The sequence below is a fragment of the Streptomyces sp. ASQP_92 genome (assembly GCF_025399895.1).
Lineage (GTDB): Bacteria > Actinomycetota > Actinomycetes > Streptomycetales > Streptomycetaceae > Streptomyces.
This window is the reverse complement of sequence record NZ_JAODUA010000001.1, coordinates 205,855-231,900: the sequence shown is the minus strand read 5'-3', so window position 1 is coordinate 231,900 and position 26,046 is coordinate 205,855. Positions and strand designations below refer to the sequence as shown.

The following is a 26,046-nucleotide window of genomic DNA, read 5'->3' as shown; positions in this document are numbered from 1 at the left end:
TCCTTCGGTTCGGGTCTCGATCGGTCAGTTCTCGACCGGTAGGCCGAGTTGCCGTGCGACGCCCACGCGCAGCAGGTCGTTGGGGCCGGCGTAGGTGAGGGCCGCCATGGGGCTCGCCAGGTCGGCGGCCAGGTCGAAGTCGGGCAGGAAGGCGCGTACGCCCGACAGCGCGGTGGCGTGTTCGGTCAGCCGTACGTAGTCCTCGGAGACGGAGATCTTGGTGAGGGCGGCCTCGGCGGCCAGCTTCCGGGCGGGAGTTCCGGCATCGAGCCGTGCGGCCATCGCGTAGAGCTGGACGCGGGAGCGGTGCAGTGCCAGGGCCATGTCGCTGACGCGGGCCGCGACCTGGTGGCTCGCGCCCATGCGGCGGCCGAAGTGTTCGCGGTCCGCGGCCCACTCGACGGTACGGACCAGGGTGCGGCGCATCGGGCCGAGCGCGTAGCCGAGGATGACGGAGCGCTCCCAGGCGGTGGTGGAGGCCATCACCGCGAGACCGGAGCCCTCCTCGCCCAGCAGTGCTTCCGGGCCCAACCGCACGCCCTCGAAGAGGAGTTCACCCATCGGCACGGTCGGCAGGGCGGTCTTGGTGAAGGACTCGCCGCGTCGGACGCCGGGCAGGTCGAGCGGGAAGAGGAAGGCGGACAGGGCGAACGGGGAGCGTCCTTCTCCGGTACGGGCGAAGACGATCGCCCGGTCCGCGACGGGAGCGGCGGTGATGAACGTCTTGGCGCCGTCGAGGACGAAGCCGTCGCCGTCGCGCCGGGCCCGGGTCTCCATGGAGAACGGGTCGCTGCCGCCGCCGCGTTCGGTCAGCGCGTGGCACAGCAGCACCCGGCCCTCCTGGACCTCGGCGACCGCGCGCCAGGCCTCGGCCGTGAGGGTGGCCCGCAGCGGGAACTGCATGCCGAAGATCTGGGAGGCCAGTGCGTAGCAGAGGCCGGGATCGGCGCCGGCAAGACCGATGCCCTCGACCATGGCGAGCGAGCGGGTGACGGGGCCGGGCGCCGTCGCGTCCGGGTCGGGAAGACGCAGGACGCCGAGGTCGGCCATGGCCCGCCACTGGGCGATGAAGTCGTCGCCGGCGGTCTTCTCCAGGACCGGCGCGGCCAGGTCCCGGTAGGTGTCGACGATCCGCTCGGTCTCCGCGGGGCCGCAACGCAGCGCCGCGAGGGCCGCCGCGCTCACGCGCCCTCCTCGGCCCGGAGTCGCTCGATGGCGACCCAAAGCGCCTTGGGGGTACGGAAGTTGGCGGCGACGATCTCGGTGTCGGGCAGGCTGATGCCGGCCTCGGCGTCGAGCGCCGAGACGATCTCCATGATCGCCAGGGAGTCGACCAGACCCATCTCCAGGAGTGGGGTGTCCGCGTTCAGGGACTGCGGGTCCTCGCCCCGGCCCCAGGTGATGCGGCGGGCGATGAGGGCGCAGAGGTCTTCGACGCTGTTCATGCGGGGATCTCCTCGATGAGTACGGAGCCGGTGGGGATGGGTTCGGCGCCGGTGGGGGTGGGGTCGCCGTCGTCACTCAGGGCACGGCGGTCGACCTTGCCGCTGGTGGTGGTGGGCAGAGTGGTGACCGGGACGACCCGGTCGGGCAGCATCCGCTTGGGCAGCACGTCGCGCAGTGCGGCCAGAAGCTCCCGTTCGGACGCGTCCGCCTGCGCGTAGGCCCAGATCTGACCCGCGTGCGGGCCGCTTTTGGCGACGACGGCGGCGGTGGCGACCTGCGGCAGGTCGAGGACGGCGCTCTCCACGTCCATCAGGTCGATGCGGTGACCCCGTCGTTTGACCTGGGAGTCGCGCCGACCGCGCAGGAAGACCCGGCCGTCGGAGGTGATCCGGCCGATGTCGCCGCTGGCGTAGGCGCGGCGTGCCACGCCGTCGCGGAAGACCACGGTGCGGGTGGGGTCGCTCGGTTCGCCGCCGCGCAGATATCCCTGGAAGACGGTGGGTCCGGCGATGTGGATCTCGCCTTCGCCGTCGGTGGGACGGCCGTCCTCGTCGAGCACCTCGATGTGTACGCCGGCGATACCGCGGCCGATGGTCAGTTCCTGGTCGGCGCTCCAGTCGGCCGGCACCCGGTAGTAGGTGCACGCGTTGGTCTCGGTGGGCCCGTACAGGTTGTAGAAGGGGACGCCGTCGAGCAACTCCAGGTACCTCTCCAGGAGTTCGGGAGCGAACGCCTCTCCGCCGAAGGCCGCGACGCGCAGGTGGGGCGGCGGGGCGTCGGCGATGCCGCCCTGCTGGAGCATGCCGTGGTAGAGCGACGGCACGGCCACGAAGTGGGTGATGCGCTGTTCGGTCAGCCAGCCGGCGACGTCGCGCGGGAAGGCGCGCAGAAGGTCCGGCATCAAGACCGTGCAGGCCCCGACGGCGGCGGCGCTGAACAGGTCGAAGGTGGTCAGGTCGAAGGTGAGGGCGGCCTGGGAGCCGATCCGGTCCTCAGGGGTGAGGCCGAACTCGCCGGCGGCCCACAGGGCGTAGTGGGCGACGTTCTCGTGCGACAGCAGGACGCCCTTGGGCCAGCCGGTGGAGCCGGAGGTGAAGAGGATGTAGCCACCGCGGTCGGTGGGCGCGGGCAGCGGCCCGGGCCGCTCGTCGGGCGCCAGGACGCGCAGCCAGTGCAGGCCGTGGTCGAGGGCGCCGTCGTCGGCCGGGACGCCGTCGCGGGCACGGGCGGCGGCGCGGTGCGCTCCGGCGAGGGCGCGGTCGGTGGTGAGCAGCAGCGACAGACCGGCGTTGCGGATCATGCGGGCGGTGCGTTCCGGCGGGTCGGCCACGTCCAGGGGTGCGACCACCGCACCGGCCCGCAGGGCCGCGTACAGGGCGATGACGGTGGCGGGGCTCTTGGGGGCGAAGACCCCGACCCGGTCGCCGGGTGCGAGCCCGTTCGCGGTCAGCCGCTCGGCCGACTCGGCGACGGCGTGCTCCAGTTGGGCGTACGTCCAGCTCTCGCCCGCGCCTTCCAGGGCGGTGCGCCCGGGGTGGGTGCGGGCGGAACTGGCCAGCAGGGCGTCGAGGCGTACGGGGTGCTCCGTGGTCATCGGACGGCCTCCGCGGAGGGGGTGCCGGCGGTGTGCGCGGCGAGGAAGTCGCGGACGGTGTCGATGACGAGGTCGGGGCAGACCAGGTGGGGGTAGTGGTCGCAGCCTTCGGGCACCAGGCGCCGGAAGGGGCCGCGTACCGCGCGTTCGACGGCGTCGACCTGGCCGAGGGAGCCGTACTCGTCCGCGTCGCCCTGGACCATCAGCACCGGCGCGGTGACGTCGAGATCGCCCTCGATGTTCCAGTCGCGGAAGCCGGGCGAGAGCCAGACCCCGGACCAGCGCTCGAAGACCCCTCGGGGGTCGTCGTGCACCAGGGCCAGCTTCTTGGCGAGCGGGCCGGCGTCGTAGGAGGCGCGGGCGGCCTCGATGCCGAGGCGATTCTCCTCCTCGAAGTACATGTGCGGGCCCATCCCGACGACGGCCTCCACCGGGCGCACCGAGGCGTGCAGCAGCGCGATCGAGGCGCCGTCGCTGTGACCGACCAGGACGGGACGGTGCACGCCGAGGGCGTCGAGCAGGCCGGGCAGAAGGTCCTGGGCGTGCTCGTGCATATAGCGCGGGGTGCGCGGCAGCGGGTCGGGTCCGCTGCCGCCGTTGCCGTGGCGGGAGTAGACGAGGGCACGGCGCCCGGTGGCGGCGGCGAGCCTGGCGGGAAAGCGCCCCCACGAGGCGACGCAGCCGAGTCCGCCGTGCAGGAAGACCAGCGGTGCCAGGTCCGGGTCACCGTCGATGAATACGTACTCGACGGGACCGTTGCATGTATCAATTACTGGCACATCAATATCCTTCGGTGATTACGGCAGAGGAAACAGACATTCCGGAAGCGGCGGCCAGAATTACGTCATGCCGATGAGCCGCACCACGCGCGACGGCAGCCGCGCAGCCCGGATGGAAAGAAATCGTGAATAGTTGAGGAAATAACTTCCACGGTGACAGGCGTGACAGACGTCACCGCCGACGAAGAAGTGTGGGACCGAGGCCGCCCGAGGGCCCTCTTCCTACCGCTGACCCTCGGAGGCCTTGGTGGGAACGGCCCTGGGCAGGGACGTCCGCGGCGCGGACCAGCCCCTCGCCGAGCCTTTTGCTTTCATTTTGACCGGCTTCGGCGCCGTTCCAGTTGACGGCGCGCACCAGTATTCACTCATGACGTACCCCCGTTGAGTGCATGGCAGTACACCAGCGGTTCGTGAACGCCGACCCTGTCGGGCATCCGGTCCGCTCGGTGACATCAAGCAGCCTATGCACACAGTCAGGCCGTGAGAAATGACAGTGCGGCGCCACCTATAGGATCGCCGAATGAATATAGATCTGCGCCATCTCAGATGCTTTCTGGCCGTCGCCGAGGAAGGCGGCTTCACGGCCGCCGGCCGTCGTCTGCACCTGGCCCAGCCGACCTTGACCCGCACCATCAGAACGCTGGAGGAGTCGTTGGGCGTGCGGCTCTTCGAACGCACCACCCGCAGGACGGAGTTGACCGACAAGGGCGTGGCCCTGCGCAAGAAGGTCGCCCCCCTGCTGCGCCAGCTCGACGCGGCGCTGCGGGAGGTGCAGGAAGGCGAGACCCTGCGCATCGGGTTCAGTTGGGGGCTGCCCGAGGGGTTATCGCGGATCGCTGCACGTTTCGGGGAGGAGGCGGGGGTGGCCGTCGAGTTCGTCCGCTGCGACACCCCGCAGGCCGGACTCGACACCGGGGAGGTGCATCTGGGCCTGCTGCGCTGTGCGGAGCTGCCGCAGGGGCTGCGTGGTGTCCTGCTGTACGAGGAGCCGCGCATCGCCGCCGTCCCCGCGAGCTGGCGGCTGGCCGGGCGCACCGAGCTGGACTGGGCGGAGCTCGCCGAACTGCCGCTGGTCATCAACACCGTGAGCGGCACCACGTTCCCCGACATGTGGCCGGACGGACGTCGGCCCGTCGTCGGCGCCGAGTGCCACAACTTCGACGAGTGGCTGGAGCAGGTGGCCGTCGGCCTCGGCGTGGGCACCGCGCCCGTCGCCGCGGCCCGCCGCTACACGCACCCCTTCGTCCGCCTGGTCCCGCTGACCGGGGCGCCCACCGTCCCCGCGTACCTCGCTCACCCCTCCCACGGCGCCCACCCCCAGGCCGCACGCTTCGCCCACCACGCCTGGCGAGCGGCCGACGAGCTACAGACCTAGCGCCCGCCGCGCGGAACGGGCCGCTCCGCGGTTGTGTGCTGGGGGATGGGTGGGCCGCGCCCCCTCGGGGCTCGGAGGCAGAGCCCCGAGGGGGCCGGAGCCGGCCATAGGCGGGCAACGCTTGGGGTCTGGGGCGAAGGCCCAGGGGGCCCAGAACCAGCCAACCCCCCGTCACGAGCGGGTGGGAAGACCGCCAGGGTCCGGGGCGGAGCCCCAGAGGGCCCGGAACCAGCCAACCCCCGTCACGGGCGGGTGGCAAAACCCCCGGGGTCCGGGGCGGAGCCCCAGAGGGCCCGGAACCAACCAACCGCCCCACACGGGCGGACAGGTGGGCAAACCCCCGGGGGGTTCGGGGCGAAGCCCCAAGGGCTCACCGCTCGAGGTGCCCGGTGTCGTTCCAGCGCTCGATCGCCGGCTCCCCGTACGCCCACCCCAGGACGGACAGCGACGTCGGGTCGAGCCGGATGCGGGCCGCGAAGGACACGTCCTCCCCCAGCCACCGCGCCGCGATCACCCGCAGGATGTGCCCGTGGGCGAAGACCAGCACGTCCCGCCCCGCGGACCGCGCCCACGCCACCACCTCGTCCGCCCGCGCCGCGACCTCCGCCAGGGTCTCCCCGTCCGGCACCCCGTCCCGCCAGATGAACCAGCCGGGCTGCCGCTCCTGGATCTCGGGCGGTGCCATGCCCTCGTACGCGCCGTAGTCGTACTCCATGAGCGCGTCCCACGGCTCGGCCCGCTCCCCGAACCCGGCCAGCTCGCACGTCTCGGAGGCCCGCAGGAGGGGGCTGGTGCGGACCTCGACACCGGGCAGCCCGCCCCACGGCTCGCGGTGCAGCCGCTCCCCGAGCAGCTTCGCTCCGCGCCGGCCCTCCTCCAGGAGGGGGATGTCGGTCCGGCCGGTGTGCTTGCCCGCGAGCGACCACTCGGTCTGCCCGTGCCGGGCCAGCAGGATGCGCGGTGCGGCGGCTGCCATGGGTGTTCTCTCCCGATCCCGTACGAAATGTGCCATAACCATCTTCCCGCACTCCCGACGCAACCAGTGGCCTGATCTGCGCGTCTGACCGGAACACCGGGGTGCTGCGTGAAGGCGATCACTTACACCGTACGGTTGAACGCACGTCTACCACCCGGAGGCCCCCAGCGGGCAGCCCGAGGATCAGTTGGGGGAACCTGCCGGATGCAGCCGCCGCAGCACGCCACGCGACCGCGCTGGTGGACCGAACTCCCCTTGCTCGCGCTCGTGTACGCGGTGTACTCCCTGGGGCGGCTGATCGTACGCGGCGACGAGGCGAGGGCCGTCGAGCACGGGCTGTCCATCCTGCGCTTCGAGAAGGCGTTCCACCTCAACGCCGAGCACCCGCTGAACAGGCTGTTCACGCACACCCCGGCGCTCGGCATACCCGCCGACTTCGTGTACGCCTCGCTGCACTATCTGGTCACCCCGGCCGTCCTGATCTGGCTGTTCCGCCGCCGCCCCACCCAGTACCGGGCCGCCCGCGGCTGGCTGATGACGTCCACCCTGCTCGGCCTGATCGGCTTCACGTTCCTGCCGACCTGCCCGCCCCGGCTGCTCCCCGCCGTGCAGGGTTTCACCGACACGATGGCCCAGTACGGCTCGTACGGCTGGTGGGGCGGGGAGGCCAGCGCCCCCCGGGGGCTCGGCGGCATGACGAACCAGTTCGCCGCGATGCCCAGCCTGCACGTGGGCTGGGCCCTGTGGTGCGGGGTGATGCTGTGGCGCTTCGGCGGCAGCAGGCTGACCCGGATCCTTGCCGTCGCCTACCCGCTGACCATCACGTTCGTGGTGATGGGGACGGCCAACCACTACCTGCTCGACGCGGTCGCGGGCGCCGCCGTGATGGGTCTCGGCCTGCTGCTCTCACGCCCCCTGCTGCGGCTCACGGAACGCCTGCGGGCCCGTTTCGCACCCGCCTCCCGGGCCACCGGCGCCCCGATTGTCAGTGCCGGATGCGAGACTTCGGCGGGTGAGCGAATCCCTGGGCAGCGGACCTCGTCCGACACCCGATCGGACACCCGAGCGGAAGCCGGCGACAGCGCTGCGTCGACGGCTCGCTGAACTGCGCGGCCCGGCCGTCCCGGCCCGGCCGCTGGACGCGCGGGCGCTGGCCGCCCTCGCCGCCAACCCGGGCTGCCGCAGACGCGCGCTCCTGGACGGCGCAGGGGTGGACAAGGGCGCGCTCGCCGAGGCGATCGGCTCACCCTCGGCGGCCTTCGGGCAGTCCCAGTTCGCGTTCATGCGCGGCAACGCCTTCGAGGCGAAGGTGAAGGGCGACAGCGGCGCCGAGCTGCTCCGTCTGCTGCACGAGCGGATGGGCGCGGGCGCCGAGCCGCCCCAGGACGCCTCGTCCCCCGACCTCTCGGCGGCCGGCCCCGAGGGCCGCGCGGCCCGCACCTCGCTCGCGCTGCGCGAGGCGACCGCGGCCGGGGCCTGGGCGCTGCTCGACCATCCGATGCTGGCCCTGGAGGTGGCGGGCTCCCCCGCCTATCTGGAGCCGGACGCGGTGGTGGTCCACCCCGACGGCCGCTGGACGGTCGTCGAGATCAAGTCCTTCCCGATGATCGACGCGGGCGCCGACGCGTCGAAGGTGGGCGCGGCCGCCCGCCAGTCCGCGGTGTACGTGCTGGCCCTGGAGCGGGTCGCGGCGCTCGTCGAGGGCGCCTCGGTGGACCATTCGGTGCTGCTGGTCTGCCCCAAGGACTTCTCCAACCTGCCGACCGCGTCGGTGGTCGACGTGCGCAAGCAACTGTCGGTCACCCGGCGGCAGTTGGCGCGCCTCGCCCGGATCGAGGACATCGCGGACGCGCTGCCGCCGGGCACCACGTTCGACCTCGACGGCCAGTCCGGCACCTCGCTCGCCACGGCGGTCGAGGCGGTCCCCGCGGTGTACGCGCCGGAGTGCCTGGCCGCCTGCGAGCTGGCCTTCCACTGCCGCGGGCGCGCCCGCGAGCAGGGCGCGGTGGCCGCGCTCGGCCGCTCCCTGCGCGGCGAGCTCGGCTCCCTGACCACGATCGGCGAGGTCCTGTCGGCGGCCCGCGGCGAGTCGGGCGACCCCACCGACCCGACGGTGGCCGCGGTGCGCCGCGCGGCCGCCCTCCGCGCGCAGGCGCTCGCCACCGGCCCCGGGACGGACCTCCGCGCCCCGCGCACGGAAGCACCCGTCCCCGCCGGACCCGACCCGGGCGCCTCCCCGGCCGCCCCGCGCACCGCAGCGGGCCCCGCCGCGACCGGCGCGGGCGCCCCCGCCCCCCGCACCGAGGCGGGCGCCCCATGTCCTTGATCTCCACGCTGGCCCGTCTGGAGGCCGTCGAGTCCGGGCGCGCGCAGCCGTTGACCACCGTGCGCCACCGCCATCTGAGCGAGCGGCCCCTCGTGTTCGTGCCGCTCACCACGGCGGGCGAGGCCGGGGCGCCGCTCGGCGCGCTCGTCGGCACCGATCGCGCGGACCCGACGCTGCTCGTGGTCGCCCAGCCCCGCGACCGCGATCTGCGCTTCACCTTCCTGGCCGACCTCGCCGAGGCCGTACTGCCGTACCTGGACGCGTACGCCGACGACGTCGAGACGGCCGAGCGCTCCGAGACGGATCCCGAGACCGGCAAGAAGACCAAGGTCGAGGTCGAACTGTGCGCGGACGCGCCGCAGTTGATCGTCCCCGGCCGGGCCGGCATCGACTTCGTACGGCTGCTCGGCCGCTCGATGCGGTTTCGCCGCACCGCCGAACAGGACCCGGACGCGCCCTACCCCGCGCCACCCCGCGTCCCCCTGCTCGGCCGCTGGTTCACGCACTACGCCGAGCGCGCCCGCACCCCCGGCTCCGCGCTGCTGCTCGCCGCGACCGACCTGCTGGGCCGGCACTGGGCGACCGGCCAGTCCAGCCTGGAGGACCAGCACCTGGGCGCATTGCTCGCCTGGATCGACCCGTCCGAGGGCGAGTCCGGGGCCGAGGCGGCGCTGCGGGCGGAGCTGGCGCGCGGCGCGGACGGCCAGCTGCTGTGCCCGCCGGCCGGCCCGGCCACCGACCCGGCGTTCGACAACCGGCTGCTCGCCCCCGCCGTGGAGCGCTACGACCGGGCGCGCCAGGCGCTCCAGACGGCCGAGGACGGTCTGGTGGCGGACGAGCGCCTCGGTCAACTGACCGTCGCTGAACGGGAGATCCGCCGTCTGCTGGCCGCGCAGCTCATGCCCACCTGGTCGTCGGTGTGGCACGCCCTCGACCTGCTGCGGGAACTCCCCGAGGGCGAGCGCGCGGCCGCGCGCTGGACCAGCGACCGCTGGTCGTTCACCGGCCACCGGGACCGGATCACCGCGGGCGAGCCGCCCCAGCCGCGCCGCGACGACGCGGTGACGGCCGCCACCAAGCTGCTGCGCCGCGAGCGCGCCCAGGCCGAACTCGAAGCGGGCGAGGCGCTCGACGACCCGCTGGTGATGGCGGCCCGCCGGCTGGCGGGCGAGGCGTTCGAGGGCGAGGTCGTCGAGGTGACCCCGGCGTGGTCGGAGTCCAAGCGCCCGAGCCCCCGCCCCCTGCTCACCCTGCGCACCGACGACGCCCCGCACCTGGCCGAGGGCGCCAAGGTCTACCGGACGCTCGACGGCAAGCCGCAGAAGGCCGAGTTCGTGGCGTACGAGCCGGGCGGCGCCGTCGTGTTGCGCGTCCTGGACAAGATGGGGCGGTCCAGGGAACCCGCGCCCGGCTCCGTCCCCGTCAAGGGCGACCGCGTCTGCTGGACGCTGTTCGAGCACGAGCAGCGCGGCGCCCCCAAGCTGCCCGACCCGGAAGCCACCCCCTGGACCCACGGCGGGCCGCCCGGCTCCGCCACCGCCGAGCACCCCGACCCGCCGACCTCCGAGGACCTGCTGTGACCGCCTTCGATCCGGCGGCGGCAGCGGCCGCGGCCACCGACGCGATCCTCGCCGACACCCTGCACGGCACGGCCCGCGGCATCGTCGTGGACTCGCCGCCGGGCGCCGGCAAGTCCACGCTCGTGGTGCGCGCCGCACTCGAACTGGCCGCCGCGGGGCGCCCGTTGATGGTGGTGGCCCAGACCAACGCCCAGGTGGACGACCTGGTGGTACGTCTCGCGGAGAAGGCGCCCGATCTGCCGGTCGGCCGCCTGCACAGCAGTGACAGCGACCCGTACGACAAGGCCCTCGACGAGCTGGACAACGTACGCAAGTCGTCGAAGGCGGGCGACCTCGCGGGGCTCGACGTGGTGATCTCGACGGCGGCGAAGTGGGCGCATGTGAAGGACGTCGAGCCCTGGCGGCACGCGATCGTGGACGAGGCGTACCAGATGCGTTCGGACGCGCTCCTCGCGGTGGCCGGCCTCTTCGAGCGGGCCCTGTTCGTGGGCGACCCCGGGCAGCTCGACCCCTTCGCGATCGCGGACGCCGAGCAGTGGGCGGGGCTGTCCTACGACCCGTCGGCGAGCGCCGTGACGACGCTGCTCGCGCACAATCCGGAGCTGCCGCAGCACCGGCTGCCCGTCTCGTGGCGGCTTCCTGCGTCGGCGGCGCCGCTGGTGTCGGCCGCGTTCTATCCGTTCACGCCGTTCCGCAGCGGCACCGGCCCCGAGGACCGGCGGCTGTCGTTCGGCGTCTCCTCGGACGGCTCGGCCCCGGACCGGGCGCTGGACGAGGCGGCCGCGTCGGGCTGGGCCCTGCTGGAGCTGCCCGCCCGGCACACCCCGCGCACCGACCCGGAGGCGGTCGGCGCGGTCGCCCAGGTCGTACGCCGGCTCCTGGACCGGGGCGGGGCGGCGACCAGCGAGCGCTCGCCGGAGCCGGCCCCGCTCACCGCGGACCGCATCGCGGTCGGCACAGCCCACCGCGACCAGGCCGCCGCGATCCGGGCGGCGCTCGCGGAGCGGGGGGTCACGGGGGTGGCGGTCGACACCGCGAACCGGCTCCAGGGAAGGGAGTTCGACGTGACGGTCGTGCTGCACCCGCTCTCGGGCCGCCCGGACGCGACGGCCTTCCACCTGGAGACGGGCCGCCTGTGCGTCCTGACCTCGCGCCACCGGCACGCGTGCGTGGTGGTGTGCCGCGCGGGCGTGAGCGACCTCCTGGACGAACACCCTTCGACGGAGCCGGTCCAGCTGGGCGTCACCGTGAAGTTCCCGGATGGATGGGAGGCGATGATGGCGACGTGGGACCACCTCTCCCACCACCGCGTGCCCTGGACACCCTGACCACCGGACGGAGTCCGGTCCCTGACGGCTCCGGCCGCCCGAGCGGCCGCGCCGAAGGCCCCCTTGCGCCGGGGCGGGACAATGGACGGTGGCCGGGGCGCCTTGACCCTGGGCGTCGACCTGCCCCTGGGAGGACAGACATGGCGGAGCACGAGCGGAACGAGGAGCGGCAGCGGCTGAGGCCGGCGCCGCTGCTCTTCGAGCCTTCCGAGGCCACCGCCGACCCGGAGCACTTCTTCGACCTGGAGTCCATAGAAGATCCCCGGGCGCTCCTGAGCCGTTCCACCGAGCTGGCCCTCGCGTTCCGGGCCGCGGCGGACCGGGCCGTGGAGTTCCAGGCGATCGCGGCGGCCCAGCTGGCAGACCCCCGCCGCTTCGACCGGCTGACCCCCGCCGACGTGGCGGAGCGGGCCCAGTGGACCGAGGACTACGCGAAGAAGATGATCGAGTTCGGCCGCGATCTGATGCGCTCGGGCGACCTTCCCTGAGCACCCCGGCCCGCTCGGGGCGGGCTCCCCGACCACGGGCCCCGGGCATATGCCGGAGCGCAAGATACGCCCTCTGGCCCCGCCCTGTCCCGGTTTCCGCCAAGCCGCTGGGGCGGGACATGGCCGCCCGGTAGACGTAGAGCATGAGTAGCGACAACGGCAGGGGAAGCGGCGTTCGGGAAACGGGCGGCGGCGGGCCGCTCACCACGGTCGGCGGGCGCGGCGGGCCCTTCGCGGGCGGGGACGACCTCGACGTCCTGCGGCTCCTGCGGGACGAGGGCGGCCACCAGGCCGGCGAGGTGACCGCTGCGGGCGCCGCCTGGCTGGCCTCGGCGGCCACCCACCCGCGCAGCACCCTCGCCCTGTGGGAGGGCCGCCCGGCCGCGCCCGGGGTGCTGCCCTGCGGCACGGTCTTCGACGTGGTGAACGTCCCGTCGGTCTTCGGGCGCCGGATGCTCGACCGGCTGTGGGCCGAGGGACCCGGATCGGGGCCGGTGGCGATCCACCGCGGGCGCATGCTCCTGTTCGCCGCGCCCGGCACCGCGCAGCGCCTGCCCTCGCTCCTGGAGTGGGAGGAGTGGCACGGCAGCGACGTCCCGGTCCCGCCGCTGCTGTGTCACGGCGCCGGGGACGCGGTCACCGTTCCGGCACTGGTCCGCCCGGACCGGGAGAACTCCGGCGCGGCCCGCTGGCTGGTGGCCCCCGACACCCGCCGCCCCTGGCTGCCCGGGCCGGACGTCCTGCTGTGGGCCTGTGTCCGGGCCGCCAGGAACGAGGCCACGGACCCGCCCCGGTTATCGATTTTTCCTCGCGCGGATCAGGGTGCTAATGTCTACGACGTCAGCAGGCGCCGCTAGCTCAGTTGGTTAGAGCAGCTGACTCTTAATCAGCGGGTCCGGGGTTCGAGTCCCTGGCGGCGCACCGACGGAAGAAGCCCCTCGCGCGAGCGGGGGGCTTCTTCGTGTCCTGGCCCTGATGGTGCCGGGCGGGTTCTCAGTGGGAGACCTTGACCGTCCAGGCGCCCGACTTCGTCCGCCCCTCGGCCTCGATCCGGATGCCCTCGCCGGGCACGGTGAACGTCTCACCGAGCGCGATCGGGGCGTCCGCGAGCGCCGGGTACACCGACCGCTCCCAGCACGCCTCGGTGTCCGGATGCGCGTCGAGCACCTCGACCGGACCCCCGCCGGAGGAAGAACCGCTGCGGACCCGGTAGACGAGCAGTCCCTGGCTGCAACTGGCCCGGTCCAGGCCGCCCGAGTCCCGCACCTCGATGGCGATCGCCCGGTCCTCGCCGGTCCGGAGCACCGCGAGGCGCTTGCCGGTGAGGCCGGCCGTCGCGAGGGAGGCGGAGAGCGGCTCCAGCGTGAACCGGCTGGTGCCGTCGCCCGTCACACAGGTGACCTCCTGCCGGTCGAGCCAGCCCAGCTTCCACTTCTGCCAGCCGAACAGGTCGGGCGCCGTGCCGAACTGGCTGCCCATGACGTCCCAGTCGCCGACATAGGTGTCCCAGTCGCCGTTCTTGCCGTCCTGCGGGCGGTGGTAGAGGTCGGGCAGGTCGAAGACGTGCCCGGTCTCGTGTGCCAGCACGTTGCGGTCCGGCGGGTGGCGTTCGAAGACGGTCACCACCCGGTTGATGTCCCGGCCGTCCGCGCGCACCGGCCGGTCGAAGTTGACGACCTTGGTGGCGTCGGAGTCCACACCGGGCGCGTCCGGGTCGGCGACCAGATAGACGATGTCGAACGTCGAGAAGTCGACCGTGGCGTCGGCGGCGCGGATCGCGTCCGTCAGATAGCGCGTGCGCAGGCCCGGGTCCCAGTCGCGCTGTATGCGGTACGAGGTCGACGCGGCCGGCATCCGCACCCAGTGCCGCTGCGGCTGGGGGTTCAGGCGGAACGTGCCGTACGAGGCCTGCTCGAAGAAGCGGCTGGTGGCGGGGAAGTAGTCGGCGACGAGCTCGTCGGGGGTGACGGCCGGCTTCGAGTCCGGGAAGGAGAGGAAGACCATGCCCGCGTTGAGGGTGCGCACGGGGCGCGGGTAGGCCGGGTTCCAGGTGTCGACGCCGAGCGAGTGGTGCGCGTCGGTCCTGGGCAGGGCGCACGGCACCGCGGAGTTCGCCGCCACGGCCGGCCCGGAGACCAGCGAGATGGCGGCGAGCGCCGCTAGGGAGGTGAGCGCCGCCACGGCACCGCGCAGCCGGGCGCGCTCCACTCCCCCGGGTGTCTGCTGACGCTGCACGTCGACCTCCGGGGACGGGATGCGGGACATCCCACCCACTTTGTGCAGGTTTCTACGGATATGCCCTGTTTCCCTGCCCCAGAAGGGTGAGGGGGCCGACACCCCGGTGACTTACGCAAAGTCACGACCGATCACCGGCGGCCCGATCCCGGCCACACCCGCGCAGAAACGATCGGGCAACGATCGACACGGGACTCCAGGTGCGCTTGATCACGACGGCGAAGCTGGATCGCGCGTTGCGCCAGCCTCTATGATCGGCACACTTTCCAGCGTGGATCCGGCCTCACCGGGCCGTCGTCCACCCCGGCCGAAGACGTCGAAACACTCCGTACTACCTCTGCACAACTTCGATGCACTGCGGGAGCCAGCGGTGAGCGGAACCTCCGAAGGACCGGGTCAAGGGCCCGGGACCATCCGGCCGCCCGTCACAGAGCGTCATACGGACCGGATCGCGGGCGCCCTGGCGGACCGCCCCCCGGAACGTGCCGGAAACCCCCTGCCCGAGCACCCACCGAAGCACGACGGCCCCGCGCCGGACCCCTCCGCGGCGCGACGCACCGGCACACCCGCCGCACGGCCCGCCGAGTTCCTCGGCGACCCGCGGGCCGAGCGGGCCGAGCGGCACAGCCCCTCCCCCTCCGAACTGCGCGACTACCAAGCCGCGTTCAACGCCGCCCACCTCGCGATGGCGGTCGTCGACCGCGAGGGCACCGTCGTCGTCGCCAACGACGCGCTCGCCGATCTCCTGGGCACCGACCCGGACGCGCTGCGCGAGCAGGACGCGGCCGAGCTCGTCGACCTCGCCGCCGACAACCGCGCCTGGCACGCCTACCGCGAAGTGCTGCGCGGCGCCCGTACCCGGTTCCGCTGCACCCGCCGCCTCAAGCACCCCGACGGGCGCTCGCTGTGGGCCGAGGTGACCGTCGCTCCCGTACCGGGCAGTTCCAGCGTGCTCCTGTCGATCGGGGACATCAGCGACCGGCGCGAACTCCAGGCCCGGCTGCGCCACCTCCAGATGCACGACCCGGTGACCCGGCTGCCCAACCGCACCCTGTTCTTCGAACGGCTCACCTCCGCCCTCGAAGCGTCCGCGTACGACGACGGCGGCACCGGCCGCATCGGGATCTGCTATCTCGACCTCGACGGGTTCAAGGCCGTCAACGACACGCTCGGCCACCGGGTCGGCGACCGGCTGCTCAGCGCGGTCGCGGCCCGGCTCACCGAGTGCGCGGACCAGTCCGGGTACGCGCGCGGCGGCCATCTGGTGGCGCGGCTCGGCGGCGACGAATTCGCGGTACTGGTCGAGGACTCGACGGGTACGGAGCAACTGGCCGAGCTGGCCCGCTCGGTGCTGAACGCGCTCCAGCAGCCCTTCGACCTCGCGGGCCAGCGCCTGTCGGTTTCGGCCTCGATCGGGGTGGTGGAGCGGGCCAGCGCCGGCACCACGGCGACCGGCCTGATGCAGGCCGCCGACACCACGCTGTACTGGGCGAAGGCCGACGGCAAGGCCCGCTGGACCCTCTTCGACCCCGAGCGCAACGCCCACCGCATGACCCGTCAGGCGCTGTCCTCGACGCTGCGACCGGCCGTGGAGCGGGGCGAGTTCACGCTGGAGTACCAGCCGCTGGTGGGGATGGCCGACGGCGTCGTGCACGGCGTGGAGGCGCTGGTCCGCTGGAACCACCCGCAATTCGGGACGCTTCCGCCGAATCGGTTCATCGGAATTGCTGAAGAAGACGGCTCGGTGGTGCAGCTCGGCCGCTGGGTGCTGCGCACCGCCTGCCGGCAGGCCCGGCGCTGGCAGCTCGCGCACCCCGACGTGCCGCCGGTCTTCGTCAGCGTCAACGTCGCCGTGCGCCAGGTGTGGGACTCCGACCTGGTGGCGGACGTGGCGGAGATCCTCGCGGAGACCCAACTCGCCCCGCATCTGCTCCAGTTGGAGCTCACCGAGTCGGCGGTGATGGGCTCGGCGGGCCGCCCGCTCCAGGCCCTTCAGGCGCTCTCCGACATGGGGGTGCACATCGCGATCGACGACTTCGGGACCGGGTACTCCAACCTCGCCTATCTGAGCCGGCTGCCGGTCTCCGTCCTCAAGCTCGACGGGTCCTTCGTGCGCGGCTTCCAGTACGACGAGGGCGGCGCGCACCCCAACCCGGCCGACGAGACCATCGTCGAGGCGCTGGTCCAGCTCGCCCACCGGCTCGGGCTCACCGTCACCGCCGAGTGCGTGGAGAGCGCCGAGCAGGCGTCCCGGCTGGCCCGGATCGGCTGCGACACCGGGCAGGGCTGGCTCTACTCGCGGGCGGTCACCCCGGACCGCATCGCCAAGATGATCGCGCACAGCCCGCAGAAGGTCTGAGGCCCCCCGAACGGACGGCCGCCCCGCTCCTCCACAGGGTGAGGGGCGGGGCGGCCGCGTGTGCGGGGGCGGCTCGGGTCAGCAGGCGCCGAGGTCCTGCCAGACGCCCCACTGTCCGGTGGTGCCGGGCTGCTCGCCCTTGGTCCACCACTGGGCCTTCCAGGTGTGACCGCCGTAGGAGACCTGGTTGCCGCCGGTGTAGGTGGCGGCGCTGTCCCAGGCCGCGGCGGCGCAGCCACCGGGGGTCGGGGACGGGCTGGTCGGAGCGGTCGGCGTCGGCGACGGGGTGGTGGTGCCCGTCGGGGTCGGGTCCGGGGTCGAGGACGGCGAGGAGCCGACCGCGTCGGCGATCTGGCCGAGCAGGGTCGCCTTGTCGTCCAGGCCGAGCAGGCTGTACATCATCGCGCCGGCCAGACCCCGCTGGTGGGCGTAGTCCGCGCGGGCCTGGATGGACTGCTTGTCGAGGCCGGTGAAGAACTCGCCGTCCTTGTAGAAGTACGAGGCCTTCGCGTTGGCGTCCCAGAAGGTGGTCGCCGGGTTGTCGACGATGCCGCCCAGCTCCTTGTAGAGCGCGGTGCCCGCGACCTGGCTGGTGGGCCGCGCGTTGGAGGGCCCGGTCGCGCTCTGGCCGAGGCCGTTGTTGGTCGCCGGGACGCCCTTCCAGCCGCGGTAGTAGAACTCGTACCCCAGCGTGATCTTGTTGGCCGGGAAGCCGCCCGCTATGCCGTAGGCGGGGTTTCCGTCGATCCAGGAGTCGATCGCGTTGGAGATCGAGTACTTCTGGGTGCCGGGCTTGATCACGTCGGTCGGGTCGTTGGCGGGCGACACCAGCGGGGACTGGTGGTAGGCGGGGCCCGTCGCGTTCCAGGCGCCGTGCATGTCGTAGGTCATGATGTTCGCGTAGTCGAGGTACGCGCCGATCTTGTCCGTCTCGATGTTCTTGATCTTGTCCTGGCCGGCCGGGAGCGCCGCCGTCAGGAGGTAGTGCTTGCCTCCGTGCGCGGCTCCGTACGCGTCGAGCTGCTTGCGGAACTCGGCGAGCAGGGCGGTGTAGTTGGCCTTGTCCTCGGCGCCGTAGTGGTTGCCGAGGTGGCCGTCGGGCGAGCCCGGGTACTCCCAGTCGATGTCGACGCCGTCGAAGATCCCGGCCGCCGCGCCCGCACCGCCGTACCCGCCCTCGACGGGGAGGTTGCCGGCGATGTACTGGTCGATGCAGGAGGAGACGAGCTTCTTGCGGCTGGCGTCGGTGAGCGCCGCGTCGTGGAAGTACTTGGAGTACGTCCAGCCGCCGATCGAGATGTTGATCTTCAGCTTGGGGTACTTCGCCTTCAGCTGCTTGAACTGGTTGAAGACGCCCACGATCGGCTGGTTCCAGGTGTCGGCCACGCCGCTGACGCTGTCGGCGGCACCGAAGGACTTCTGGTAGTCGGCGAACGAATCGCCCGCCCCGTCACCGGCGTTGGCGTTGTTGTCGTCGCCCGCCGCCTTGTTCGCCTCGAAACAGGTGAGGTTGGTGGGGTGGATGTTGCCGAACGAGTAGTTGATGACGTCCAGTTTGCCCGCGATGCCCCGGGTGTCGAGGTGCTTGGGGTAGAAGGCGTTCCCGTACACGCTCCACTGGTCGTAGTACGCGATCTTCACGCCCCCCGTCGAGGGTGCGGCCGCGTTCGGGGCGGCGTCGGCGGCGGACGCGGTACCCAGGCCCGCGAATGCGGCCAGGGCACCGGCGGCGAGCACGGCGGTGCTCAGGGCGGCGACAAGGGGTCTGCGGCGTTGCAAGACGGCCTCCGGGGGGGGTGGGGCGCATGGGGGTGCGGGGAAGGGCGGTTGGAGAAGTGATAGCGAGCGGGGGCTGGTCGCGTCAATGGTCTGAACCAAATTGAGGACTAGACCAATCCTGGCGCGAAAGCGCTTGTCAACGCCCGAGTTGCCCCCGCCCCGCCTTCCCCCGCCCCACCCTCCCGGGGCCCTCCGGCCCCCGCCACTCCCTGAACCACCGGGCAGGTTTTACCTCCCGACCCTCCCAAGGGGGCCATCCCCCAACCCCCTAGGGGCGCGGGGAACTGCGCGAACAACCACGCACGGCAGGCGGACAAAGACAAACAGGCGGGAGCGCACCTGCGGACCGTGCGGGGCTGGTCGCGCAGTTCCCCGCGCCCCTGACGGCACGGCGCCTCCGGAAGCCGAACCCTCGGCGGGGTGGCGCCCCGAACCCGAGATCGACCGCGGACCGTGCGGGGCTGGTCGCGCAGTTCCCCGCGCCCCTGACGGCATGGCGCCTCCGGAGACCGAACCATCGGCGGGACAGCGCCCCAAACCCGAGATCGGCCGCGGACCGTGCGGGGCTGGTCGCGCAGTTCCCCGCGCCCCTGACGGCACGGCGCCTCCGGAGGCCGAACCCTCGGCGGGGTGGCGCCTCGGGAAGCCGAACCCCCGCGCGGGCGGCGCCCCAAACCCGAGATCGGCCGCGGACCGTGCGGGGCCGGTCGCGCAGTTCCCCGCGCCCCTGGCGGCATGGCGCCTCCGGAAGCCGAGCCATCGGCGGGGCGGCGCCCCGGGAGGCCGAACCGCGCCTCCGGAGGCCGAGTCCTGGGCCGAACCGCGCCTCGGGAGGCCGAGTCCTCGGTGGGGGGCGCCCAGGGAGGCCGAGCCCCCCCTACACCGCCGGAGGCATGTCGTACGCGTCGGCGATCAACTCGTACGACCGCACCCTCACCTCAGGACCATGCGCATTCGCCGTGAGCATCAACTCGTCCGCCCCCGTGCGCTTTTGGAGGCTGTCCAGGCCCGCTCGTACCTCGTCCGCCGTTCCGGAGATCACGTTGGACAGCCAGCTGTCGACGAACTCCCGCTCCAGCGCGCTGAATTGGTAGGACTCGGCCTCCTCGGGCGTGGGGACGAGCCCGGGCCGCCCCGTGCGCAGGCGGACCATCGACAGCGCGTTGGTGAGGGTCTGGCGCCTGGCCTCGCGCTCGTCGTCGGCGGCCAGCGCCGAGACGCCGATCACCGCGTACGGCGCGTCGAGCAGCTCCGAGGGGCGGAACGAGTCGCGGTAGAGGTCGAGCGCGGGGACCGTGTTCGCCGCCGAGAAGTGGTGCGCGAACGCGAACGGAAGCCCGAGCGTGCCGGCCAGCCGGGCGCTGAAGCCGGAGGAGCCGAGCAGCCAGATCGGCGGGCGGGCGGCCGGCCCCTGCACGGGGCCCGGCACCGCGTGGATGCGGGCGTAGGGGTGCCCGTCGGGGAAGTCGTCGTCGAGGAAGCGGGTCAGCTCGGCGAGCTGCTGCGGGAAGTCCTCGGCGCCCTCGTTGAGCCGGTCCGTGCGGCGCAGCGCCGCGGCCGTCGCCCCGTCGGTGCCGGGGGCCCGCCCGAGCCCGAGGTCGATGCGGCCCGGAGCCATCGCCTCCAGCGTGCCGAACTGCTCGGCGATCACCAGCGGCGCGTGGTTGGGCAGCATCACGCCGCCCGAGCCGAGCCGGATGCGCGAGGTGTGGGCGGCGAGGTGGGCCAGGATCACGGCCGGCGCGGACGAGGCGACGCCCGGCATCGAGTGGTGCTCGGCGACCCAGTGCCGGTGGAAGCCGCGCCGCTCGGCCAGTTTGGAGATCTCCACGCTGGTGCGCAGGGCACGGTTCGCGGTGTAGCCGTTGCCCACCGTGACCAGGTCGAGCACGGACAGGGGTACGGGTGCGGTTCCGGCCGCCGTCCCTCGAATCGCATCCACATCCACCGGTCCGCGCCTCCAGTTCGTCTCGCTCGGTTCGTTTCGCTCGGTTCGTCTCGGTCCCTGCGCGGGGCGCGGGCCCGTACACAGTGCGGCCGTCCCGGGGACGAAGCGCCTGCCCTCCGCCAACAGGAGGCACTCTCCGTTTTATTCCCGGGCGGCCCCTCCCCCGGCCCCGCGGGCACCCCGGCGGGAAACCCGGGGGCGCCCGGTCACGTGAGGCGGCACCCGCATGGGTACGACCCCAGGCATGACCGAGCCGAGCGAACTCATCGATCTGACGGCACGTCAACTACTGACCGGCTACCGCGCGGGCACCTTCTCCCCGCTGGACGCGACCCGGGCGGTCCTGGCCCGGGTCGAGGAGGTGCAGGGCCGCCTCAACGCGTTCGTACGGATCGACACCGAACCGGCTCTGGCCCAGGCCCGCGCCGCCACCGAGCGCTGGCACGCGGGAGAGCCCGTGGGGCTCCTCGACGGGGTGCCGGTATCGGTGAAGGACACCCTGCTCCAGGCCGGAGGTCCGACCCTCGTCGGCTCCAACGCCATCGCGGAGAAGGGGAGTTGGCACGAGGACGCGCCCTCGGTCGCACGCCTTCGCGAGCACGGCGCGGTGCTGGTCGGCAAGACGACCACCCCCGAGTTCGGCTGGAGGGGCGTCACCGATTCGCCGCGTACCGGCATCACCCGCAACCCGCACGACCCGGCGCGCACCACGGGCGGCTCCAGCGGGGGCAGCGCGGCGGCGGTCGCGGCCGGGGCGGCGCCCCTGTCGCTCGGCACGGACGGCGGGGGCTCGATCCGCATCCCGGCCTCGTTCTGCGGGGTGTTCGGCCTCAAGCCGACATACGGCCGCGTCCCCCTGCACCCCGCGAGCGCGTTCGGCACGCTGTCCCATGTGGGCCCCCTCGCCCGGGACGCGGCGGACGCCGCTCTGCTCCTCGATGTGATCAGCGGCGCCGACCAGCGCGACCCGACCGCCCTGGAACCCCCGGCCCACTCCTACGCGGCGGCTCTCGCCGAGGACGCGGCGGCCGGGGTGAAGGGGCTGCGCATCGCCTACTCGCCCTCCTTCGGCGGCCAGGTCGCGGTGCGCCCGGCGGTGGCCGCGGCGGTCCGGGCCGCGGTGACCCGGCTCGCGGAACTCGGCGCGTACGTGGAGGAGGCCGACCCCGACTTCGCGGATCCGGTCGACGCCTTCCACACCCTGTGGAACGCGGGGGCGGCTCGCCTCGTCGACCGACTGAGCCTGGAGCAGCGGGCGTTGATCGATCCCGGCCTCCGGGAGATCGCGGCCCGCGGCGCGCGCCTCTCCGCCCTCGATCTGCTCGCGGCCCAGGAGGCCAGGATCGAGCTCGGACGGCGGATGGCCCGATTCCACCGGCGCTACGACATCCTCGCGACGCCGACCCTGCCGATCACCGCGTTCGAGGCGGGCCGGGAGGCGCCGGCCGGCTCGGGCCTCCGGCGCTGGACGGGATGGACACCGTTCACGTATCCGTTCAATCTGACCCAGCAGCCGGCCGCGACGGTCCCGGTCGGCACGGACGCGGACGGCCTGCCCATCGGCCTCCAGCTGGTCGCGGCGCGCTACGGGGAGCGGGCCGTCCTGCGGGCCGCGGCGGCCTTCCCCGGGTCCTCGCGCAGGTGAGGCCGGCGGGCGGACCCGCGCGGCGCGCCGAAAACTGGGGGGTGTGGGCCGGATAAAGACGGGTAGCCGCGCCGCCATGGCACGAGCTACCTCACGCCCCAGACCCTCCATACCCAGGCGCACCCTGCTCACCGGGGCCGCCGCCGCCGCGCTCACCGGCGCGGCCGCCTGCTCCCGCGTCCCGCAGGGCGACGCGCTCGCGCGCCTGAAGTCGCGGGGCTCGGTGCGGCTCGGTATCGCCGGTGAAGTCCCGTACGGGTATGTGAACGAGCAGGGGGAGTTCACCGGTGAGGCCCCCGAACTCGCCAAGGTGATCTTCAAGCGGCTCGGCATCGGCCACGTACAGCCCGTGGCCACCGACTTCTCCTCGCTGATCCCCGGCCTCAACTCCCAGCAGTTCGACGTCGTCTCCGCCGGGATGTACATCAACAAGGAGCGCTGCGCCCAGGTGCTCTTCGCCGACCCCGAGTACCAGATGCTGGACGCCTTCGTCGTCCGCAAGGGCAACCCCAAGAACCTGCGCACCTACGAGGACGTGGTGCGCGCCAAGGCGCGGTTCGCGACCGGCACCGGCTACGCCCAGATCGGCCACGCGGTCGCCGCCGGCTTCCCCGAGAAGGACATCGTCATCCTCCAGGACCAGGTCGCGGGCCTGAACGCGGTCGAGTCCGGGCGCGTCGACGCCTTCGCGGGCACCGCGCTCACCGTGCGCGAGGTCGCCAAGAAGAGCGCGAAGGCCGAGGCCACCGAGGCGTTCGGGGCCGTCGTCGACGGCAAGAAGAAGATCGACGGCGGCGGCTTCGCCTTCCGGCCCACCGACGGCACGCTGCGCGACGCCTTCAACGCCGAGATCCACCGCATGAAGCGGAGCGGCGAACTCTTCCGGATCCTGAAGCCCTTCGGCTTCACACAGGCCGAGATGACCACCCTGACCGCCAAGGAGCTGTGCCGATGACGGCGGGACTGTGGCAGCACTGGGTGCTGCCGGGTATCTGGATCACCATCCAACTCACCGTGTACAGCGCGGCGTTGGCGGCCGCGGTCGCCTTCGGGGTGGGCCTGGCCCGCACCCACCGCTCGCGCCTGGTGCGCTTCCTGGCGGCCGCGTACACGGAGATCTTCCGCGGGACCTCGGCCCTGGTCCTGATGTTCTGGCTGTTCTTCGTGCTGCCGCCGCTCGCGGGCTGGCAGTTGGTCCCGATGTGGGCGGCGGTGCTCGCGCTCGGCCTGTCCTACGGCGCCTACGGCGCGGAGATCGTGCGCGGCGCGCTGAACTCGGTGGCGCCCGCCCAGCGCGAGGCGGGCATCGCGCTCAGCCTCACCCCCTGGCAGCGGATGCGGCTCGTGCTGCTGCCGCAGGCGGTGCCGGAGATGATCCCGCCGTTCTGCAACCTGCTCGTGGAACTCCTCAAGGGCACGGCGCTCGTCTCCCTCCTCGGCGTGGGGGACGTGTCCTTCGCCGCGTATCTGGTGCGCCTGGCCACCCAGGACAGCGCCCAGATCTACTCCGTCACCCTCGTCATCTACTTCGTCCTCGCCTTCGCCATCACCCGCGGCATGAAGGCACTCGAACGCCGCACCAAGGCGAATCTGGGGGTGGCCGCACAGTGAACTGGAACTGGTCCGCCGTGGGGGACTTCATGCCGCGCTTCGGGGACGGTGTGCTCACCACGCTGGAGATCCTCGCGCTCGGCTCCCTCATCTCCTTCTCGCTCGGCCTGGTGTGGGCGCTCGCCTTCCGGGCCCCGACCCGCTTCGTGCGCTGGCCGGTCAACCTGATCACGGAGTTCATCCGCACCACCCCCCTCCTGGTGCAGCTCTTCTTCCTCTTCTTCGTGCTGCCGGAGTGGGGCGTGAAGTTCTCGGCCCTGACCACCGGCATCCTCGCGATCGGCCTGCCCTACTCGACGTACACCGCACAGGTCTACCGGGCCGGCATCGACGCCGTGCCCAAGGGCCAGTGGGAGGCGGCGACCGCGCTGAGCCTGCCCGCGCACCGCACCTGGTTCGCGGTGATCCTGCCGCAGGCCGTCCGCCGCATCGCGCCCGCGCTCGGCAACTACGTCATCTCCATGCTCAAGGACACCCCGCTGCTCGCCGGGATCAGTGTCCTGGAGATGCTCCAGCAGTCCCGTCTCGCGGGGGCGAGCACATTCCAGTACACCGAGCCGCTGACCGTCGTCGGCGTCGCCTTCATCCTCATCGCCTATCCGGCTTCGCTGTTCGTACGATCCCTGGAGCGCCGCCTTGTCCGCTGAGACCCAGACCGAGACGCCCGTGCAGAACACCACGTCCGGCGCCGAGCTGATCCGCTTCGAGAACGTCACCAAGCGCTTCGGCGACAACACCGTCCTCGACGACCTCTGCTTCACCGCCCGCAAGGGCAAGCACGTCACCCTGATCGGCCCCTCGGGCTCCGGCAAGACCACGATCCTGCGGCTGCTCATGACCCTGGAGACCCCGGACTCGGGCACCATCCAGGTCAACGGGACGCGCCTCTTCCCGGCCGGCGAGAAGGAGCGCAGGGAGGCCCGCAAGAAGATCGGCATGGTCTTCCAGCAGTTCAACCTGTTCCCCAACATGAGCGTGCTGCGCAACATCACCGAGGCGCCGGTGCGGGTGCTCGGCCTGTCCGCCGACGAGGCGGAGCAGCGGGCGCGCGACCTGCTCGACCTGGTGGGCCTCGGCGACAAGCGGGACGCCAAGCCGGCCCAGCTCTCCGGCGGTCAGCAGCAGCGCGTGGCGATCGCCCGGGCGCTCGCCATGCGGCCGGAGGTGCTGCTCCTGGACGAGGTGACCTCCGCGCTCGACCCGGAGCTGGTCGCGGGCGTCCTCGACCTGCTGCGCGACATCGCCCGCACCACGGACATCACGATGCTCTGCGTCACCCACGAGATGAGCTTCGCGCGGGACATCTCGGACGAGGTCATGATGTTCGACTCGGGCAAGGTCATCGAGTCGGGGCCGCCCGAGAAGATCTTCGGCGACCCCGGCCACGAGCGGACCCGGGAGTTCCTCGGCGCAATCGCCTGACCACGCGCCGTGCACGGCGCTGACCTCACGTTCCGGCCATCCGAGCGCCCCCCGACCATGACTCTGGCATATGCCACGGTGGCGCGTCCCAGCGTAGAGCCCTGGAGCGCGCCACCAATCTTGTCAACACCCCCACCAGAAACGGGTCTTGGCGGCTATCGTGGAACGGCAGACCTGCCACCTTCGCAGCTCGACCTGCTAGGGGGAATCCGTGGCGCTGAAACCAGAGCCCACCGCGCCGTTCCATTCGGTGCAGTACGTCCTTCGGGTGCTTGAGGCGATTTCCAGGCACGGCGGGGGCGTGACCGACGTCCAGATCGCACGCGAGACGGGTCTGCCCACCGCCCATCTGACCTCCATGCTGCTGATGCTGCGGCGCGAGGGCTATGTCGAGCAGGTGGCCGACGGCGCCTACGTGATCGGCGACTCGATGGTCCTGCTCGGCTCGGGCGCCACCCGCCAGGAGGCCCTGGAGGCCAAGCTCCAGGAGACCCTCACCTCGCTGCGCGACTCGGTGGGCGCGGCGGTCTACATCAGCCGCTACATCGACGGCGAGGTCAAGATCACCCAGTACGCGGACGGCCCGCGCGCGCCGAAGGTGAACGAGTGGGTCGACTTCAAGTCGGCGGCGCACGCGAGCGCGGTCGGCAAGTGCCTGCTCACCCAGCTCGACCAGAACGGCCGCCGCGACCACCTCTCCCGCCACAAGATCGCCCGGCTCACCTCGCGGACGATCACCAGCGAGCGGGTCCTGTTCTCCAAGCTCGACAGCCAGCCCGCCACCGTGCCCGTCCTCGACCTCCAGGAGTACGCGGTCGGCACGGTCTGCGCGGCCGTTCCGCTGACCGCGGGCTCGGCCGTGGGATGCCTGGCCCTGTCCCTGCCGATCGAGCACGCCCACCGCCTGCGCGCCGCGGCCGACACCCTCAACCGCCGGGCCGCCCCCGTGGTGCTCTCGCTGGCCATCTGACCGGCCCGCGCACCCCTGGCGGGGGTGGTCGGAAGCACCCCGCGGGAGCAGGTAGTATTTTCTCTGTCAGCAGGCGCCGCTAGCTCAGTTGGTTAGAGCAGCTGACTCTTAATCAGCGGGTCCGGGGTTCGAGTCCCTGGCGGCGCACCGTCTGTGACCTGGGCGTTCTCCCTTCGGGGAGGACG

22 protein-coding genes and 2 tRNA genes are annotated in these 26,046 nt (G+C 72.6%); 16 read left to right on the top strand and 8 right to left on the bottom strand.

Annotation, left to right across the window (positions count from 1 at the left end; all coding sequences use genetic code 11):
• Positions 1 to 24: 24 nt before the first annotated feature.
• Genes N4G70_RS01065 through N4G70_RS01050 form a run of 4 tightly spaced genes read right to left on the bottom strand, consistent with a single transcriptional unit; the run spans position 25 to position 3,819 of the window.
• On the bottom strand, positions 25 to 1,185 hold the full coding sequence (locus N4G70_RS01065) for an acyl-CoA dehydrogenase family protein (protein ID WP_261710436.1): 1,161 nt from the start codon (positions 1,183 to 1,185) through the stop codon (positions 25 to 27).
• On the bottom strand, positions 1,182 to 1,445 hold the full coding sequence (locus N4G70_RS01060; RefSeq protein ID WP_261710435.1) for an acyl carrier protein: 264 nt from the start codon (positions 1,443 to 1,445) through the stop codon (positions 1,182 to 1,184). Before N4G70_RS01060 ends, N4G70_RS01065 begins: the two co-directional genes overlap by 4 nt.
• Positions 1,442 to 3,040: an amino acid adenylation domain-containing protein gene (locus tag N4G70_RS01055; protein ID WP_261710434.1), complete on the bottom strand. Its 1,599-nt coding sequence runs from the start codon at positions 3,038 to 3,040 to the stop codon at positions 1,442 to 1,444. The genes N4G70_RS01060 and N4G70_RS01055 overlap by 4 nt, the downstream gene beginning before the upstream one ends.
• Positions 3,037 to 3,819, bottom strand: coding sequence for an alpha/beta fold hydrolase (locus tag N4G70_RS01050; protein ID WP_261710433.1), 783 nt, complete (start codon positions 3,817 to 3,819; stop codon positions 3,037 to 3,039). Before N4G70_RS01050 ends, N4G70_RS01055 begins: the two co-directional genes overlap by 4 nt.
• Before the next feature lie 520 nt (positions 3,820 to 4,339).
• On the opposite strand from N4G70_RS01050, the gene N4G70_RS01045 reads away from it, so the two are divergent.
• Entirely contained in the window at positions 4,340 to 5,194 is an 855-nt protein-coding gene (locus tag N4G70_RS01045; protein ID WP_261710432.1) for a LysR family transcriptional regulator, read from the top strand.
• Between the two features lie 370 nt (positions 5,195 to 5,564).
• Here N4G70_RS01045 and N4G70_RS01040 read toward each other — a convergent pair whose 3' ends face one another.
• Positions 5,565 to 6,170 (bottom strand): histidine phosphatase family protein, encoded by a 606-nt coding sequence (locus tag N4G70_RS01040; RefSeq protein ID WP_261710431.1) that lies wholly within the window; start codon positions 6,168 to 6,170, stop codon positions 5,565 to 5,567.
• Between the two features lie 204 nt (positions 6,171 to 6,374).
• On the opposite strand from N4G70_RS01040, the gene N4G70_RS01035 reads away from it, so the two are divergent.
• The 7 genes from N4G70_RS01035 to N4G70_RS01005 all read left to right on the top strand — a co-directional run bounded on the left by N4G70_RS01035 (position 6,375) and on the right by N4G70_RS01005 (position 12,813).
• On the top strand, positions 6,375 to 7,274 hold the full coding sequence (locus tag N4G70_RS01035) for a phosphatase PAP2 family protein (protein WP_261710430.1): 900 nt from the start codon (positions 6,375 to 6,377) through the stop codon (positions 7,272 to 7,274).
• The gene (locus N4G70_RS01030; protein WP_399033652.1) at positions 7,183 to 8,496 is read left to right on the top strand and encodes a hypothetical protein; all 1,314 of its coding nucleotides are present in this window, start codon (positions 7,183 to 7,185) and stop codon (positions 8,494 to 8,496) included. The genes N4G70_RS01035 and N4G70_RS01030 overlap by 92 nt, the downstream gene beginning before the upstream one ends.
• Positions 8,487 to 10,076, top strand: a complete 1,590-nt coding sequence (locus N4G70_RS01025) for a hypothetical protein (protein WP_261710429.1) — start codon at positions 8,487 to 8,489, stop codon at positions 10,074 to 10,076. The genes N4G70_RS01030 and N4G70_RS01025 overlap by 10 nt, the downstream gene beginning before the upstream one ends.
• Entirely contained in the window at positions 10,073 to 11,404 is a 1,332-nt protein-coding gene (locus N4G70_RS01020) for an AAA domain-containing protein (RefSeq protein ID WP_261710428.1), read from the top strand. Before N4G70_RS01025 ends, N4G70_RS01020 begins: the two co-directional genes overlap by 4 nt.
• A gap of 140 nt (positions 11,405 to 11,544) precedes the next feature.
• A complete protein-coding gene (locus N4G70_RS01015) occupies positions 11,545 to 11,892 on the top strand; it encodes a hypothetical protein (protein WP_261710427.1) in 348 nt (115 codons plus the stop codon).
• Between the two features lie 143 nt (positions 11,893 to 12,035).
• Positions 12,036 to 12,749, top strand: coding sequence for a bifunctional DNA primase/polymerase (locus N4G70_RS01010; RefSeq protein ID WP_261710426.1), 714 nt, complete (start codon positions 12,036 to 12,038; stop codon positions 12,747 to 12,749).
• Positions 12,740 to 12,813 (top strand) — tRNA-Lys (locus N4G70_RS01005). The genes N4G70_RS01010 and N4G70_RS01005 overlap by 10 nt, the downstream gene beginning before the upstream one ends.
• Positions 12,814 to 12,885: 72 nt before the next feature.
• Here N4G70_RS01005 and N4G70_RS01000 read toward each other — a convergent pair.
• The gene (locus N4G70_RS01000) at positions 12,886 to 14,157 is read right to left on the bottom strand and encodes a M6 family metalloprotease domain-containing protein (RefSeq protein ID WP_261710425.1); all 1,272 of its coding nucleotides are present in this window, start codon (positions 14,155 to 14,157) and stop codon (positions 12,886 to 12,888) included.
• A 340-nt stretch (positions 14,158 to 14,497) separates the two neighbouring features.
• Here N4G70_RS01000 and N4G70_RS00995 point away from each other — a divergent pair, with 340 nt between their 5' ends.
• Positions 14,498 to 16,486 (top strand): putative bifunctional diguanylate cyclase/phosphodiesterase, encoded by a 1,989-nt coding sequence (locus tag N4G70_RS00995; RefSeq protein WP_399033646.1) that lies wholly within the window; start codon positions 14,498 to 14,500, stop codon positions 16,484 to 16,486.
• 78 nt (positions 16,487 to 16,564) lie between these two features.
• Here the strand turns inward: N4G70_RS00995 and N4G70_RS00990 are convergent, their stop codons facing one another.
• Both N4G70_RS00990 and N4G70_RS00985 read right to left on the bottom strand, forming a co-directional pair.
• Positions 16,565 to 18,265 (bottom strand): glycosyl hydrolase family 18 protein, encoded by a 1,701-nt coding sequence (locus N4G70_RS00990; protein WP_261710424.1) that lies wholly within the window; start codon positions 18,263 to 18,265, stop codon positions 16,565 to 16,567.
• A gap of 877 nt (positions 18,266 to 19,142) precedes the next feature.
• A complete protein-coding gene (locus tag N4G70_RS00985; RefSeq protein ID WP_261710423.1) occupies positions 19,143 to 20,213 on the bottom strand; it encodes an LLM class flavin-dependent oxidoreductase in 1,071 nt (356 codons plus the stop codon).
• A gap of 244 nt (positions 20,214 to 20,457) precedes the next feature.
• Between N4G70_RS00985 and N4G70_RS00980 the strand changes: the two genes are divergently transcribed.
• The 7 genes from N4G70_RS00980 (at position 20,458) to N4G70_RS00950 (ending at position 26,008) form a co-directional block, all read left to right on the top strand.
• Entirely contained in the window at positions 20,458 to 21,858 is a 1,401-nt protein-coding gene (locus tag N4G70_RS00980) for an amidase (protein ID WP_261710422.1), read from the top strand.
• A 76-nt stretch (positions 21,859 to 21,934) separates the two neighbouring features.
• Entirely contained in the window at positions 21,935 to 22,813 is an 879-nt protein-coding gene (ehuB, locus tag N4G70_RS00975; RefSeq protein WP_261710421.1) for an ectoine/hydroxyectoine ABC transporter substrate-binding protein EhuB, read from the top strand.
• The gene (gene ehuC / locus N4G70_RS00970; RefSeq protein WP_261710420.1) at positions 22,810 to 23,469 is read left to right on the top strand and encodes an ectoine/hydroxyectoine ABC transporter permease subunit EhuC; all 660 of its coding nucleotides are present in this window, start codon (positions 22,810 to 22,812) and stop codon (positions 23,467 to 23,469) included. The genes ehuB and ehuC overlap by 4 nt, the downstream gene beginning before the upstream one ends.
• On the top strand, positions 23,466 to 24,116 hold the full coding sequence (gene ehuD, locus N4G70_RS00965; RefSeq protein WP_261710419.1) for an ectoine/hydroxyectoine ABC transporter permease subunit EhuD: 651 nt from the start codon (positions 23,466 to 23,468) through the stop codon (positions 24,114 to 24,116). The genes ehuC and ehuD overlap by 4 nt, the downstream gene beginning before the upstream one ends.
• Positions 24,106 to 24,891, top strand: coding sequence for an amino acid ABC transporter ATP-binding protein (locus tag N4G70_RS00960; RefSeq protein WP_261710418.1), 786 nt, complete (start codon positions 24,106 to 24,108; stop codon positions 24,889 to 24,891). The genes ehuD and N4G70_RS00960 overlap by 11 nt, the downstream gene beginning before the upstream one ends.
• A 211-nt stretch (positions 24,892 to 25,102) precedes the next feature.
• Complete coding sequence (locus N4G70_RS00955; protein ID WP_261710417.1) at positions 25,103 to 25,861, top strand: IclR family transcriptional regulator; 759 nt, start codon at positions 25,103 to 25,105, stop codon at positions 25,859 to 25,861.
• Between the two features lie 73 nt (positions 25,862 to 25,934).
• Positions 25,935 to 26,008 (top strand) — tRNA-Lys (locus N4G70_RS00950).
• Positions 26,009 to 26,046: the final 38 nt, after the last annotated feature.

Coding starts and splice junctions, on each gene's coding strand:
- N4G70_RS01060 (WP_261710435.1), bottom strand. CDS start 1,445: ATGAACAGCGTCGAAGACCTCTGCGCCCTCATCGCCCGCCGCATCACC.
- N4G70_RS01055 (WP_261710434.1), bottom strand. CDS start 3,040: ATGACCACGGAGCACCCCGTACGCCTCGACGCCCTGCTGGCCAGTTCC.
- N4G70_RS01045 (WP_261710432.1), top strand. CDS start 4,340: ATGAATATAGATCTGCGCCATCTCAGATGCTTTCTGGCCGTCGCCGAG.
- N4G70_RS01040 (WP_261710431.1), bottom strand. CDS start 6,170: ATGGCAGCCGCCGCACCGCGCATCCTGCTGGCCCGGCACGGGCAGACC.
- N4G70_RS01035 (WP_261710430.1), top strand. CDS start 6,375: ATGCAGCCGCCGCAGCACGCCACGCGACCGCGCTGGTGGACCGAACTC.
- N4G70_RS01025 (WP_261710429.1), top strand. CDS start 8,487: ATGTCCTTGATCTCCACGCTGGCCCGTCTGGAGGCCGTCGAGTCCGGG.
- N4G70_RS01015 (WP_261710427.1), top strand. CDS start 11,545: ATGGCGGAGCACGAGCGGAACGAGGAGCGGCAGCGGCTGAGGCCGGCG.
- N4G70_RS01010 (WP_261710426.1), top strand. CDS start 12,036: ATGAGTAGCGACAACGGCAGGGGAAGCGGCGTTCGGGAAACGGGCGGC.
- N4G70_RS01000 (WP_261710425.1), bottom strand. CDS start 14,157: ATGTCCCGCATCCCGTCCCCGGAGGTCGACGTGCAGCGTCAGCAGACA.
- N4G70_RS00980 (WP_261710422.1), top strand. CDS start 20,458: ATGACCGAGCCGAGCGAACTCATCGATCTGACGGCACGTCAACTACTG.
- ehuB (WP_261710421.1), top strand. CDS start 21,935: ATGGCACGAGCTACCTCACGCCCCAGACCCTCCATACCCAGGCGCACC.
- ehuC (WP_261710420.1), top strand. CDS start 22,810: ATGACGGCGGGACTGTGGCAGCACTGGGTGCTGCCGGGTATCTGGATC.